Here is a 14,352-nt window from a genome sequence, read left to right on the forward strand (position 1 = left end):
TTCTCACTATTATGAAAACTTGATCGGAGAGCGGTAGCAATGACTGGAATAGATTTTCATCACAATTTCAATCTTTTTTTCGATGGGCTTGAGCTGCCGCGGCAGAATAGAGATCGTACAGAGCACATGGCACTACATTCGCAAAGGGGAGAAGGGTTCGTTCGTCGATTCGTCCCACGCTTTGATATCAATGTGGTGGTATCCGATTTTACCTTTCGCCAGGATTACAGCGTGCCTCTCGTAACCAAAACAGCAATGGTTGAGCTTAATTATTGTTTGCAAGGGAAAAGAGAAGTCTCTGTTGATGGTGTCCAGTATGAGTTTGTTCCGGGAAGCTGTACGCTACAACTCATGAATGAAGTTGGCTCTCAATTTGAGTTTCAGGGGAATGAATCTTATCTGATGTTAGGCATAGGTATTCCTGTTTCGACTTTCCATCACTTCATGGAAGAAGGCGGGGGTGGGAGATCCGCTGATTTTGACCGCATTCTTGGCCAAGCATCTTTTCGTGTTTTTCAGGAAACGATGCAGCCGTCTACTGCTATCGTGCTTGAGCGAATGCTGGCAGCTCTTCAAAACCGCAGCACCAAAAATCTGGAGATCGAATGTAGTACATTAGAGCTTTTGTCGTTGGGCTTTCAATCGATTCTAACAGAAGGTACTTCTGGGACAACAAAGCTGTCGAAAAGCGACATGACAAAAATTAGTGAAGCGCGGGACATCATGATGCAACGGATGATAGATCCGCCAAGCCTGTTGGAGCTCTCCCGATTGATTGGCATGAATGATAACAAATTAAAATCTGGCTTTAAAGAAATGTTCGGAACAACTGTATTCGGCTATTTGCGGGATATAAGGCTGGAGAAGGCTCTACACCTATTGCAGCAAGGTGATTTGAACGTTAATGAGACATCCTGTGCTGTGGGTTATTCCAACTCAAGTCACTTCTCGGAGGTGTTTCGGGAGAAATACGGGATCAATCCCGGCAAGCTTGTGAAACAGTTTGCTTCTTCTGTACTGATGACTTCAAAACACGAATCGAACCTTTAAAGAATACGGAGATAACAGTTGCAAATAACCCACCAGTCACGACTGGTGGGTTATTACATTTACATATGAAGAGAAACGCAAAATCCCTCAGAATTTATTCTATCTCTCGACTACTGTTTCTCCTTCAATTAACACAGGTTGATAATAAGTATTGTTGGGAAGATCCTTTTTTCCTTGTAATTTTTTAATGACCCAATCCGCTGCATCACGGCCCATAGTTTCTTGGGGATGTGTTAAAGTGGTCAGTTTGATGTTTGCATTTTGGGCAATATAGGAGTTGTCCTGGCCAATAATTGATAATTCCTCTGGTATAGAAATGTCTAGCTGTCTGCAAGCATTGACCACTTCCAGACCAACCTCGTCATTGTAGCAGACAATCGCAGAGAGGGTATCTCTATTTTTATTTAGGAAATCCTTCAAGTTCGTAGCTAAGGTTTGTTTGGTCTCGGTGTTGAACGAAAATATTTGCTCTGGATAAAACCGCAATTTAGCTTCTTCGAGGGCTTTGATATAACCCTTCATTCGATATTTGCCTTGTAAATCATCCATTTTTGCGATAAGTCCAATTTGAGAGTGGCCTTTGGAGATCAATTCTTTTGTTGCCAGATAACTGGACTGCACATCGTCAAGACAAAGGAAGGGGAGCTCTATTTCCTCATAAAAAGCATTAATCATAATGAGTGGAATATCTTGCTCCTTAAACGACAGATAATACGCAATATTGGGATTATACAGATTACTTTTCGTAGGTTCAATAATTAAACCATCTACGCCGTAGGACAACATCATTTCGAGAGCTTTTTTTTCTTGCGCAACATCGTTATTGGTACTAGCCAATAGTAGTGAATAGTTATCCTCATTCATTCGGCTTTCAATCCCCCGGATAATAGAAGGGAAGATGTAGTCAGAGATATAGGTCGTAATTACACCGATCGTCTTCTTATGGGAACTCCCGCCGGTCTTTGTGCGATATTGGTTGCTGACATACGTGCCAGAACCTTTTTCGCTGCGGAGGAATCCTTCGTTGGATAGCTCTAAAATGGCTTTTCTAACAGTCTGTCTGCTAACCTCGTACAAGGACTGCAAGGCAGACTCCGTAGGAATTTGTTCGCCTACATTGTAATCTCCTGAAAGGATCTTGCTTTTTATATCCTCTATAATCACTTGATACTTTGGTTTCATGTAATTCCTCTTTCCATACTTGTTCGCTTTATAATTCGTACATTTCGTTAAGTTGTATGTACAAATTATAGCATGACTACGAATTAAATATAAAGGGGCTCTTTTTTTATGAAAAATGTAAATATTTCGTACCTTTAGATCATCATAAACAAACTAAGTCCGGAGTTAAATTATTATCTTCTCCATATTTGTATGTATATATAACTATTTTATTGACAAATGTACGTACAAAAATTTATACTAAAGCTGTCAATTAAGAAAGCGAATTCTTTTATATTAAAAAAGCGCTGTCAGAGAGGTGACCAACGTGATATCGAATCGATTAAGCATCGAAGAAGCAATCAATAAGGGAGAAACTTCGCTAGGGATTGAATTTGGATCCACGCGTATTAAAGCAGTACTTATTGATCATAGTTTTCAAACGATCGCTTCTGGAAGTTATGAATGGGAAAATCAGTTGAAAGACGGCTTTTGGACGTACAGCCTAGAAGATATTATCAAAGGTCTACAAGATGCTTATCGTGAGATGAAGCAAGAAGTTCAACAAAATTACGGAATCACCCTCCAAACCGTTGGTTCAATCGGGTTTTCTGCAATGATGCATGGATATATGGCTTTTGACGAACAGGATCAATTGCTCGTCCCGTTCCGGACTTGGCGTAATGCAACAACGGGTAAGGCAGCCAAAGAACTGACAGATGTATTTAAATTCAATATTCCTGAACGTTGGAGTATTGCTCATCTTTATCAGGCGATCTTAAACAAAGAAGAACATGTGCCGCAGATTCGGTTTGTTACAACGTTAGCAGGATACATTCATTGGTTATTGACCGGCAACAAAGCACTTGGTGTTGGAGATGCTTCAGGTATGTTCCCGATTGATGAATCCATAGGAAATTATAATGAATCTATGATACAACAGTTTGATGAGCTTATTGCTGGCAAAGGTTATTCGCTGAAGACCAGCGACCTTCTTCCTAAGGTGTATGTTGCCGGTGAGCAAGCAGGTCTATTAACCGAAGCAGGAGCCAAAATTCTGGATCCATCATTGCAATTACAAGCTGGGATTCCGCTTAGTCCTCCAGAAGGGGATGCAGGAACCGGTATGGTTGCTACCAATAGTGTAAGAAAACGTACCGGGAATGTCTCCGTAGGAACCTCTGTTTTTGCCATGATCGTATTGGAAAAAGAGCTTTCCAAGGTTTATCCGGAAATCGATATGGTGACTACGCCAGACGGAAGTCCAGTAGGTATGGTTCATGCTAATAACTGTTCAAGTGACCTTAATGCCTGGCTCGGATTATTCCGTGAATTCTATGAAGCGATGGGGCAAAAGGTCGAAGCTGACAAATTGTACAGCGTACTGCTGAATAAAGCTTTGGAAGCAGACCCAGATGCCGGTGGATTGCTCAGTTACGGTTATTTCTCGGGTGAGAACATTACGGGGTTAGAAGAAGGTCGTCCGTTATTTGTACGTTCGCCTGAGAGTAAATTTAATCTGGCTAACTTTATGCGTACACATTTGTTCAGCGCCTTTGGTGCTTTGAAAATTGGAATGGACATTTTGACGAAAGAAGAGAATGTAGCCATAGATAGTATTTTAGGACACGGCGGTATATTTAAGACTCCGGTTGTTGGCCAAAGAATGATGGCAGCTTCACTGAATGTTCCTGTTTCCGTAATGTCGACAGCTGGAGAAGGCGGCGCATGGGGAATGGCTATTCTTGCCTCCTACATGATGAACAAAAATCAGGAAAAAAGCTTGGAAGACTTCCTCGATCAAAAAGTGTTCAAAGATGTAAAGGGAGAAGAAATTCATCCCGATGCAACCGACATTAAAGGTTTTGAAACCTTTATCGAACGTTATAAAAAAGGTCTGGCGATTGAGCAATCCGCTGTTGATAATTTAGTCTGAAAATGGAGGGACCAAGATGTTAGAACAACTTAAAGAAGAGGTTTTTCAAGCCAATCTGGAATTGCCGAAACATGGACTAATCAAGTATACATGGGGAAATGTGAGTGCAATTGATCGCGAAAGTGGATTATTCGTAATCAAACCTAGTGGTGTAGATTATGAAACAATGAAAGCCAGCGATATGGTAGTTGTTGATCTGGATGGCAATGTGGTTGAAGGGGAGATGAGACCTTCCTCCGATACACCTACTCACGCAGTACTTTATAAACATTACTCCGAAATTGGCGGAATCGTGCATACACATTCCACTTGGGCGACTATCTGGGCACAAGCAGGACTTGACGTTCCTGTAATGGGAACTACGCACGCTGATACATTCTATGGCTCCATTCCTTGTGCGCGTTTCTTGACGCAAGAGGAAATCGATCGGGGTTACGAAGCGGAAACAGGTAATGTAATCATCGAAACCTTTGAACAACGCGGGATAGATATTATGGCGGTTCCCGGTGTTTTGCTTAAAGGCCACGGACCCTTTACTTGGGGGAAAAATGCAAAATCCGCTGTAATGAACAGCGTAGTGTTGGATGAAGTATCGAAAATGAATTTATTTGCTAGAGAGTTGAACCATTTTGCGGAAGAATTGCCACAACGTATTCTAGATAAACATTACTTGCGCAAACATGGGAAAGACGCTTATTACGGTCAAAAATAATCAAACCACAAAATTATGAAAAGAGGATGAATATGTCAACAGCAGTAGCAAAAGAATTTTGGTTTGTCGTAGGTTCGCAACATCTTTATGGGGAAGAAGCATTGGCTGAAGTTAAAGCGCACGCACAAACGATGACAGATGCTTTGAATAAAAGCGGAGTTTTGCCTTACCCACTAGTATTGCAGGATTTGGCTGTCAGCGCAGATAAAATCACCAACATTATGAAAGAAGTTAACTACCGTGACGAAGTTGCCGGTGTCATCACTTGGATGCATACTTTCTCACCTGCAAAAATGTGGATCCGCGGAACAAAAATGCTGCAAAAACCTTTGCTTCATCTAGCTACGCAATATAATGAAAGTATTCCATGGGCAACAATTGATATGGACTTCATGAACTTGAACCAAGCAGCTCATGGTGACCGTGAATATGGTTTTATTAACGCCCGTTTGAACAAACAAAACAAAGTGGTTGTAGGCTATTGGGAACGCCCTGAAGTTCAAAAGCAAATTGCAGAATGGATGGACGTAGCCGTTGCTTATAACGAAAGCTTCAATATCAAAGTTGCTCGTTTTGGTGACAACATGCGTAACGTTGGTGTAACTGAAGGAGATAAAGTTGAAGCCCAAATTCAATTTGGCTGGACGGTTGACTACTTTGGTATTGGTGACCTGGTTCAAGTCATTAATGAAGTTAAAGAAGAGGAAATCGATGGTTTGTTTGCTGAATATGCAGAGCTGTATGAATTCGACTATGGCACTAACAGCAAAGAAGCTTGGGAAGCTAGCGTAAGAGTTCAAGCAAGCTATGAAATTGCTATCAAACGTTTCCTTGATCAAGGTGGCTACAATGCCTTCACCTCAAACTTCGAAGATTTACATGGAATGAAACAACTTCCAGGACTTGCTGTTCAACGTTTGATGGCACAAGGATATGGTTTTGCTGGAGAAGGAGACTGGAAGACTGCAGCTCTCGACCGCTTGCTTAAAGTGATGAGCCATAACCAATCGACTGGCTTTATGGAAGATTACACTTATGAATTGACAGTTGGACAAGAATCTATTCTTCAATCCCATATGCTTGAAGTAGATCCAACTTTGGCAAGTAACAAACCAAAAATCATCGTGTATCCACTAGGTATTGGTGGTAAAGACGATCCAGCCCGTTTAGTATTTGACGGCAAAGCAGGAGACGGTGTAGTGGTTTCCATGGCTGACTTCGGTACGCATTACAAACTTTTGATTAATGAAGTGACTGCTTTTGAACCAACTGTTCCAGCTCCAAACCTTCCAGTAGCTCGTGTGCTTTGGAATGTTAAACCAAACTTCCAAGACGGAGTTAAAGCTTGGATCGAAAATGGTGGCGGTCACCACACCGTTGTTTCATTAACTCTTACAACAGACCAAATTATTGCTTACGCAAAACTTGTTAACTTGGAATATGTAGTTATTAAATAATAGCAAAGCTTTATTACGATTAATAGGACTCCATTCCTCGGCTTTTTGAGGAATGGAGTCCTATTGTTTTGTTCGATTTACTTCAATAAATGCGATAGTTTCCACTTAGGGCCAGTAAACTAAAGAAGTACAGACAGTTATCATAATAACGACGTTGTCCAGTTCGCAAAGGTGTATCCCAAAACAAACGGACAAAATGCTCTGCCTCCGGGCCATCAGAAGCAAGCGAAGCCATAGCGTTGGTCGCCAAAAGGCCTACCGGATGCAGCGCCGGTTCGTCGAATGCCTGTCCCTCAATGGTATACCTCCGGTAATTGGAAACTTCGATATTCCTAAAAAAAGCTTGAATCCGGTTACATTGATCGACCTGCCAGCTGTCCTTTTGGAACCATGCCCAGTCCAAACCGATATTAGCCGCAACCCGGTAAGCATCACTGAAAAAATGACTGAAATCACCATGAGGCTGGGGTTCTGCCGGGGTGCCGTTAAAATTAGCATATTCGGGAGCGAGACCAGTTATAGGATTACATGTAGTGTGTAGATATGAGCGGCTGGCTTCCGCCGCTTCTCGCCAAAACATGTGGTCACCTGCATCAGCCCACAAAGCGAACAAATCATAGAAATGGGGGAGATGGTAAGATGGATCACTGAAGGTGGATTCCGGTACGAATTTAATCAGTTTCGATTCCGCGTCCCACATTGAGTCACCAGCGCCTGTTTCAGTTTTATGTACACAAGCACGCAATATTATTCGAGCCTGCTCGGAATAATTATAAGGTGCCGGACCGTTCCCCCAACGTTTTGAGGCAAAAAACAAAGCCATGGCGAAAAACTCTTCCCCGTCCGGTGCGGGTCCTTGAGAAATTCTTGTACCGTCAGGCTTGCAGTGCCAAGCAAAGTAATCGGCATAACGGCCTTCTTTGTGCTGCATAAACGTCTTAGAGAAGTTCCATAAACGATCAAACTCATCTTTTTTATTCATTTGAACAGCCATCATCATCCCGTAGGACATTCCTTCAGACCTAACATCCAGATTACCTGTATCCAGAATATAGCTTTTATCCTCGTCCAGCGGATAGTAGATTCGTACGTTCGGATCTCCGTAAAACAAATCACTCCAAGTTTCTTCGAGTTTAGCGTTGATTTCATCTTCAGAAAAGCCGAGCTCCTTAAATAAATTGCGATATTTCCCCGTATAAAAAGCACCTTGTTGTGTTATTGGCATGATATTTCCCCTCCTATGCACTACAGCATGCACTCCATTTCAATAAAAACTAAGGATGGATGGTTTGAATGGTGCCATCATCGTTGTATTTCAGCTCCGTATATTTTACAGAACGCTTGTTGTCAGCACCACCAGATAAAGAACTATCATGATAAAATAAATACCATTTCTCTTTAAACTGAACAATAGAATGGTGTGTTGTCCAGCCCAGGACGGGTGTAAGTATTTTTCCTTGATATACAAAAGGCCCAAGCGGATCTTTACTGATAGCGTATACAATATTATGGGTAGTACCCGTGGAATAAGAAAGATAATAATAACCGTTATATTTATGAACCCAAGGACCTTCAAAATATCTTCTCTCTTCATCTCCAGCAAGAATCGGATTTCCGTTCGTATCGACGATGGATATTTCTCTAGGCTCACCTTCAAAGCTCAGCATGTCCTCGCTCAGCTCCGCTACGATAGGTCCTAGAGCAGGTGCTGTTTCAGCCGGTCCCTCTGCATCCGCAACAAATGAGCCGGTTTGCCATTTTTCAAGTTGACCGCCCCAAAGACCCCCAAAGTATATATATGATTTGCCATCATCATCAACGAAAACAGCGGGATCAATGCTATAACTGCCGGGAATGTAGTTCGGTTCAGGTGTAAAGGGTCCCGAAGGTGACGCTGAGGTTGCAACCCCAATTCGGAAAATATCGTCATGGTCTCGGGCTGGGAAAAACAAATAGTAGGTATTGTTTTTGTATGCTGCATCCGGAGCCCACATTTGCTGTTTAGCCCATGGGACATCCTTCACATGAAGCACTTCACCGTGGTCGATACAAGGGGAGCCATCTCCATCAATAGACAGAACATGGTAATCCTCCATATTATATTGGTCACCGTTGTCATTAGAGATCATATCGTGATCCAGGTCATGAGAGGGATAAATATAAATCTTGCCTTCAAATACATGAGCTGAAGGATCCGCAGTATAAATATGAGTTACGAGAGGTTCATTGGGTTGCACTGGCTTTGTCAAGTCATTTCCTCCTATAAAGTTAATCGCTTACAAAGTTAATGGTATAAGAACTTTAGGACTCTGTATATATAGCAACTATAGTTTATACCCCACAAAGTTTAGATGTTGCTTTCTTGACCTTGCAGACCCTTTCCCATTTATGCTGCCTCGCAATATTTTCTCTAGATAATCTGGTACAATAGAAATCTCCAAACTTTGTCCTTACAAATACAATGAGGTGAGATTAACATAAGGGAATATAAATCATAATTTTACACAAGAATGAATGTTAGAGCGAAAGACACCAAGTATTCTACATTATATTTTTAAAAAGATGAGGTCAGCTTAATGCAAAAAATTCAAAATTCCAGAATCTACTTTATAGGTATACATGTGCTTTTATTAATCTTATTGTTCACCTCTTTGTATGCTTATTCCCCCTGGATTCGCATTAAAGTAAAGGAAATTATCATGCCTGCGGATAAAGTATATACCATCGCTCACCGTGGTGCTTCAGGATATGCTCCTGAGAATACAATACCTGCATTCGAGCTAGCCATTGATATGAAGACCGATTATATCGAGTTAGACATTCAGTTAACAAAAGATCATGTTCCTGTTGTTATTCACGATGGGACCGTAAATCGTACCACGAATGCTAAAGGGTATGTAAAGGATTTTACTTTAGAGCAGATCTCAAAATTAGACGCGGGTTCATGGTTTAATGAACAATATCCCATGTTCGCTAGAGATAAATATGTAGATTTACGTATTCCGACATTAAAAGAGGTATTTGAAAGTTTCGGAAAAGAAGTGGACTATATGATTGAGATTAAAGATCCCACGTCGAATTCGAACATCGAGGCATTGTTAAACGAAGAAATCTTAAATTATGATCTGTCGGCTCATGTTGCTATTCATTCATTTAGTGAAGCGAGTTTGCGTAGATTCCATTCCATAAATCCAGCAGTCCCTCTTTATCAAATTGTATGGTATGATTTCCCTGTTTATAAAATATCAGAATCCTATGTGAATAGATTAAAAACTTATGCGGTAGGCATAAGTCCTAACTTTCAAAAAATAAATGCGGCATATGTCGCGCAGGCAAAAAATTCAGGGCTAAAGGTGTTTCCATATACTGTGAATTATCAAGTGAATATGGATAAAGCCGTAATTTGGGGTGTAGATGGTGTACATACAAATTTCCCTGACCGCTTTAGCGAAGTAATTAAGAATAATAAAAAGTAAGGGATGTGAAATCACCCTTTTCTGGACATAAATAAAGCTGTCGAGACTTTCTCGACAGCCTAAGAACCTTTATCCAAAGGTTCTTTTTTTACGGAAAATCAATTATTTTTGTTTCTTCTTTCTAATGAAGTCTTTTCTCGTGAAATTGTAGATGAAGCTCCCGTACTTGTTCTGCAAGATCGGGTACAGGGCCATCTACGAACGCATCGTAAATAACCTCCTGAATACTTAAATTACGGACGGGTGATGCTGCAATTCCCATATCATTTAACCACGCCGATAATTGCTTCGAGGAACTGGCATATACAATTCGTCCTAAATGAACCCACCCGTGTGCCGCTGCACACATAGGGCAATGTTCTCCGGAGGTATACACTGTTGCCTGCTTACGTTCTTCCAGTGTCATATTCTGAGCTGCCCAGCGGGCTAAAGCGAATTCGGGATGCTGAGTATGGTCACCGCTACCTACATGGTTGCGGTCTTCTGCAAGCACTTCTCCACTTGCTGATACAAGGACGGAACCAAAGGGTTCGTCCCCAGCTTCGAGTGCAATTTGGGCAAGTTCAATACAACGCTTAAGATGTTTGATATCCGTGTCGTTTATCATGATGGTAGAACCTCCTGAATTTTAATTTATTGATAAGTTTCATGAATAGTAGGCCTGAGCCTGTTTGTTCACCACATTCTTCTATGTTAGCATGTAAAGTATTCGATGAAAAATATAGCATGCAATATCAAGCTAGGGAGGATATATAAAAATGAAGCATCCATTTATATTGAACGCCGTATGGAACGGTGGCCGTAACAGTGATGGAACTATTGAAGCTGGACAGCTTAAGACTCAAATTTCCATTCCGAAGGAAATGGGAGGACCCGGAGTAGGAACGAATCCGGATGAGATGCTTTTGGGAGCAGCAGCAACCTGTTATCTCATTACACTTGCAGCAATGCTGGAGCGGGCAGGGCTTACGACTTCAGAGCTGACGTTAGCATCAGAGGCGACGGTCGATGTAACGAATAACATTTTTACATATGAAGCCATCAAACATTCACCCCTAATCACCCTTACCAAAGATGCGTCACAGGACGATATCGATAAAACCATCCGAATTGCCCATAAAGCAGAAGGCTCCTGCATGATCTCCAGAGCCGTTGCAGGAAATGTAGAAATCACGACAGAGCCAACGGTGCTGACTGCAAGCCTATAAAATTGAGTCCTAGGTAATCAGAGAGGAGACGTTAACTTTGAACGTTGAGTTATATAAGGATTTGATCAAGGATGAGCGCGGAAATTATTACGTGGCTGTACAAAAAGAGGGCAATGAGCTGACTTTGGTAAACGCAATGCTAGAGCGGTCTTACCAAGAACTGTGGGAATTTAATGAAGCTTTCAAAAAGAAGTACGCGGAATACGAGCATCAGTTCATCGGCAAAATGATTATGGATAAGCTGCGGCACGATGTTGTTTTTGCCTCCAAAGAAGACGGCCATGGCCGAATGTATGATCTGGCCGCGGTTGCAGTTGATTACAAGCTTATTTTTATCGATATGATCGAATTTTACCGAAACCCTCGAGTAGGACTTAACCATGACAACAACATCCATTAAGCTTAGTGTATTAGATCTTGTACCTGTTTTTAATACGGTGGATGCTAGTACCGCATTGGGACAAGCAGTGAAGCTGGCTCAGACAGCAGAAAGACTGGGATATACTCGTTATTGGGTTGCTGAACATCATGATATGCCGGGATTAGCATGTACCTCTACGGAGGTGCTTTTATCGCATATTGGAGCGAAAACAGCACACATTCGCCTTGGCTCAGGCGCTTTATTGCTGCCACATTATAAGCCGCTAAAGGTGGTGGAAGCATTTCATTTGCTGGCCAGTTTGTACCCGGGACGCATCGACCTTGGATTAGGCAGAGCTCCCGGCGGTACTGCTGAAGTAAGTTTAGCACTGAGTGGAAATTTTCTCGAAAATGTTTGGAAAATGCCAGAACTGCTTAAAGGCGTCACTGAATTATTGCAGGGTAACTATTCCTATGAAGGACGTTCAATAACCGCCCGTCCGGTCCCTCCCGTATCTCCAGAGCTATGGCTGCTGGGTACAAACAAGAAAAGCGCGGCATATGCTGCCGAGTTTGGAGCAGGTTATGTGTTCGGCCAGTTCATGAGCGATGTAGCAGGGGAGGAGGTTTTGCAGGCTTACCGTGAAACCTTTACTCCTTCTTCACTTTCTCCTGAACCGCAGGCCATGGTTGCTGTTGGCGTCATTTGCGCCGAGACTGAGGAAGAGGCAGAGCGATTGGCCTCATCTGGTACGGCATTATTCCAACAAGAAGGTTCTGCCGAAGCGAAGTCTGTGCCCTTGGAACGCAAGCTGCTGGTAGGTACTCCGGAAAGTGTTAAAGGTAAGTTGGAACGGTTATCTCTTTTGTATGGAGTTAATGAATTCATTATCGTTACCATGATTCCAGATTATGAGAAACGGTTACATTCGTTCGAACTGCTTGCCCAAGCGTGCTGGAGTTCTTAATAAAGGAGGTCCATATGTATGAAGTCTCATACCTCTGATCAAATTAAAATCCCACCAGGATTTTGGGCTGGATTAAGTCAATTAGGAATAACTGCACAAGATGTAGCCAGCAAAGCAAATCTTCCACTTAGCCAGATCACAGAGTCAGAAGTCACCACCGCCCAATATTTCGCAGTCTGGCAGGCATATTCCGATCTCATTGGGGATACAGCCGAAGGAATCATTAAGCTTGCAACCGTCTTTGAAACCACACAATATCCGCCTACGGTCTTAGCAACATACCATGCTAAGGACTATCGCGATGCTCTTAAGCGAATGGTACGATACAAACAAATGTGCCCTCCTGAAAGCTTGCGTTTTACTGAAGAAGGCGAGCTATGTACAATCGAATTGGAATGGCAGCATCCCGGGCATTTTGGTCCACCGCTGCTACTAGGCCTCACTTTGGCATTTCTTCTAGAGCTTGGGCGGCGAGGCACAGGTCTACCTTTGACAGCACAGCTTGTCGAGTTTTCACAGCCTATAGGAAATGTAAAGATTCTTGAAGCTTATTTCGGCTGCCGAATTCAGATAGATGCTCAATATAATCGTTTGACGTTGCGTCGAAATGATTTGGATCGGCCTTTTATCTCGTACAACGAAGAGCTGCTGGAGATTCTGACTCCCGTTTTGGACCGGACGCTTGCTGAACAGAAGGGCACTCGCTCTATAACCGAGAGGGTCAAATGGATCATGAAACGCAGCTTCAGCGGAGGACGCCCTGACATTCAAGCTGTTGCGAAGGCATTAAGTATGAGTGACCGTACGTTGCAACGCAGGCTTACTGAAGAAAACACAAGCTTCAAGCAATTGCTGACACAAGCTAGACATGAGCAAGCACGAGAGTATCTGGCAGATCCATCGCTTGATATTAAAGAAGTGGCTTTCTTGATTGGATATGAAGACCAGAACTCGTTCTACCGTGCCTTCCGTCTTTGGGAAGGTGATACTCCTTCAAATTGGCGTACTGAACATTTAGGTTTAAACTTGATACCCTCTTCATAAAGACAGTATTTTCAGAGATTTATCATTGGCGTGTTAAACAAGAACTTTGGCGCAATCCGCTAGTTACTGAACAACCCCGGTACGATAATATAATCCTAGCCGGCACACAGGACTGTTCTTAAAATGACAACTACTCAGCACGCCGTGATAAAAGGAGAAATGTAATATGGATATGGGATTAAATAATAAAACAGCTTTAATTACAGGATCAACAAAAGGTATTGGCAAAGCAATCGCCTTTGAACTTGCTAAAGAAGGAGTTAATGTACTAATTAATGGACGGAATTATGATCAGGTAGAACAAACTGTAAATGAAATAAAGTCAAATTTCCCGGCTACCTCTCCACAAAATGCTACAGCGGATATTGTGAATATTGAACAAAGAGAAGCCTTATTCGAAAAATACCCTAATATAGATATTTTAGTTAATAATATGGGTATCTATGAAATTATGAAATATGAGGACGTTGACGACGAAATATTCGAAAAATACTTCCGTACTAATGTCCTTGCTGCGAATGGATTAACAAAATTCTATTTACCTAAAATGTTACAAAAAGATTATGGCCGCATTCTCTTTATTGCTAGTGAAGAAGCCATTATGCCTTCAGGCCAAATGCCTCAATATGCAATGACCAAATCAATGTTATTATCATTGTCAAAAAGCTTATCTAAGTTAACGATAGGAACTGAAGTTACAGTCAATACAATCATGCCAGGACCAACACTTTCTGAAAATGTGCATCAAATTATTGATGGGATATACTCCAATGAAGATATGACTTTTTCAGAAAAAGAAAGAAAATTCATGACTACAAATCTTCCTCAATCTGAAATACAACGATTTATTAAACCTTTTGAAATAGGCAGACTAGCAGCATTTGTATGCAGTCCTTATGCCTCTGCATTTAAAGGTTCTCCAATTCGCATGGATGGGGGAATGGTGCCGACTATTTTTTAAGCTTACTCTAAAAGGAAAG

At 41.8% G+C, this 14,352-nt stretch carries 14 protein-coding genes; 10 read left to right on the plus strand and 4 right to left on the minus strand.

The genetic code is table 11. The features are described 5' to 3' along the window. Window positions 1-39: 39 nt before the first annotated feature. Window positions 40-1,050, plus strand: coding sequence for an AraC family transcriptional regulator (locus tag MHI32_RS14950; protein ID WP_076184602.1), 1,011 nt, complete (start codon window positions 40-42; stop codon window positions 1,048-1,050). A 99-nt stretch (window positions 1,051-1,149) separates the two neighbouring features. Here the strand turns inward: MHI32_RS14950 and MHI32_RS14955 are convergent, their stop codons facing one another. Then, window positions 1,150-2,232 (minus strand): GntR family transcriptional regulator, encoded by a 1,083-nt coding sequence (locus MHI32_RS14955; protein ID WP_076125610.1) that lies wholly within the window; start codon window positions 2,230-2,232, stop codon window positions 1,150-1,152. A 307-nt stretch (window positions 2,233-2,539) separates the two neighbouring features. Between MHI32_RS14955 and MHI32_RS14960 the strand changes: the two genes are divergently transcribed. From MHI32_RS14960 to araA, 3 genes are read left to right on the plus strand one after another with little or no spacing between them, the layout of a single operon-like run. After that, window positions 2,540-4,147 (plus strand): FGGY-family carbohydrate kinase, encoded by a 1,608-nt coding sequence (locus MHI32_RS14960; RefSeq protein WP_340012652.1) that lies wholly within the window; start codon window positions 2,540-2,542, stop codon window positions 4,145-4,147. A gap of 16 nt (window positions 4,148-4,163) precedes the next feature. Beyond that, window positions 4,164-4,859, plus strand: a complete 696-nt coding sequence (locus MHI32_RS14965) for an L-ribulose-5-phosphate 4-epimerase (protein WP_036677359.1) — start codon at window positions 4,164-4,166, stop codon at window positions 4,857-4,859. A gap of 32 nt (window positions 4,860-4,891) precedes the next feature. Then, window positions 4,892-6,316 (plus strand): L-arabinose isomerase, encoded by a 1,425-nt coding sequence (gene araA / locus MHI32_RS14970; protein WP_340012653.1) that lies wholly within the window; start codon window positions 4,892-4,894, stop codon window positions 6,314-6,316. Between the two features lie 82 nt (window positions 6,317-6,398). Here araA and MHI32_RS14975 read toward each other — a convergent pair whose 3' ends face one another. Further along, window positions 6,399-7,541: a glycosyl hydrolase family 8 gene (locus MHI32_RS14975; RefSeq protein WP_340012655.1), complete on the minus strand. Its 1,143-nt coding sequence runs from the start codon at window positions 7,539-7,541 to the stop codon at window positions 6,399-6,401. A 49-nt stretch (window positions 7,542-7,590) separates the two neighbouring features. Next, the gene (locus MHI32_RS14980) at window positions 7,591-8,565 is read right to left on the minus strand and encodes a glycoside hydrolase family 43 protein (protein ID WP_076190362.1); all 975 of its coding nucleotides are present in this window, start codon (window positions 8,563-8,565) and stop codon (window positions 7,591-7,593) included. Window positions 8,566-8,892: 327 nt separating this feature from the next. Between MHI32_RS14980 and MHI32_RS14985 the strand changes: the two genes are divergently transcribed. Beyond that, window positions 8,893-9,792, plus strand: coding sequence for a glycerophosphodiester phosphodiesterase (locus tag MHI32_RS14985; protein WP_340012657.1), 900 nt, complete (start codon window positions 8,893-8,895; stop codon window positions 9,790-9,792). A 121-nt stretch (window positions 9,793-9,913) separates the two neighbouring features. Here MHI32_RS14985 and MHI32_RS14990 read toward each other — a convergent pair whose 3' ends face one another. Beyond that, window positions 9,914-10,399 (minus strand): nucleoside deaminase, encoded by a 486-nt coding sequence (locus MHI32_RS14990; RefSeq protein ID WP_076218115.1) that lies wholly within the window; start codon window positions 10,397-10,399, stop codon window positions 9,914-9,916. Between the two features lie 151 nt (window positions 10,400-10,550). On the opposite strand from MHI32_RS14990, the gene MHI32_RS14995 reads away from it, so the two are divergent. The 5 genes from MHI32_RS14995 (at window position 10,551) to MHI32_RS15015 (ending at window position 14,333) form a co-directional block, all read left to right on the plus strand. Further along, window positions 10,551-11,000 carry an OsmC family protein gene (locus tag MHI32_RS14995; protein ID WP_339174300.1) on the plus strand — a complete coding sequence of 150 codons (450 nt, stop codon included), beginning with the start codon at window positions 10,551-10,553 and terminating at the stop codon, window positions 10,998-11,000. Between the two features lie 37 nt (window positions 11,001-11,037). Beyond that, window positions 11,038-11,400, plus strand: coding sequence for a hypothetical protein (locus tag MHI32_RS15000; protein ID WP_076184608.1), 363 nt, complete (start codon window positions 11,038-11,040; stop codon window positions 11,398-11,400). After that, a complete protein-coding gene (locus tag MHI32_RS15005; RefSeq protein WP_340012660.1) occupies window positions 11,381-12,328 on the plus strand; it encodes an LLM class flavin-dependent oxidoreductase in 948 nt (315 codons plus the stop codon). The genes MHI32_RS15000 and MHI32_RS15005 overlap by 20 nt, the downstream gene beginning before the upstream one ends. Before the next feature lie 18 nt (window positions 12,329-12,346). Further along, the gene (locus tag MHI32_RS15010; protein ID WP_340012661.1) at window positions 12,347-13,372 is read left to right on the plus strand and encodes a helix-turn-helix domain-containing protein; all 1,026 of its coding nucleotides are present in this window, start codon (window positions 12,347-12,349) and stop codon (window positions 13,370-13,372) included. A 166-nt stretch (window positions 13,373-13,538) separates the two neighbouring features. Next, window positions 13,539-14,333, plus strand: coding sequence for an SDR family NAD(P)-dependent oxidoreductase (locus tag MHI32_RS15015; RefSeq protein ID WP_076125594.1), 795 nt, complete (start codon window positions 13,539-13,541; stop codon window positions 14,331-14,333). The last annotated feature ends 19 nt before the right edge of the window (window positions 14,334-14,352 follow it).

Origin of the sequence: Paenibacillus sp. FSL H7-0690, from assembly GCF_037980415.1 — a bacterium.
GTDB lineage: Bacteria > Bacillota > Bacilli > Paenibacillales > Paenibacillaceae > Paenibacillus_AQ > Paenibacillus_AQ odorifer.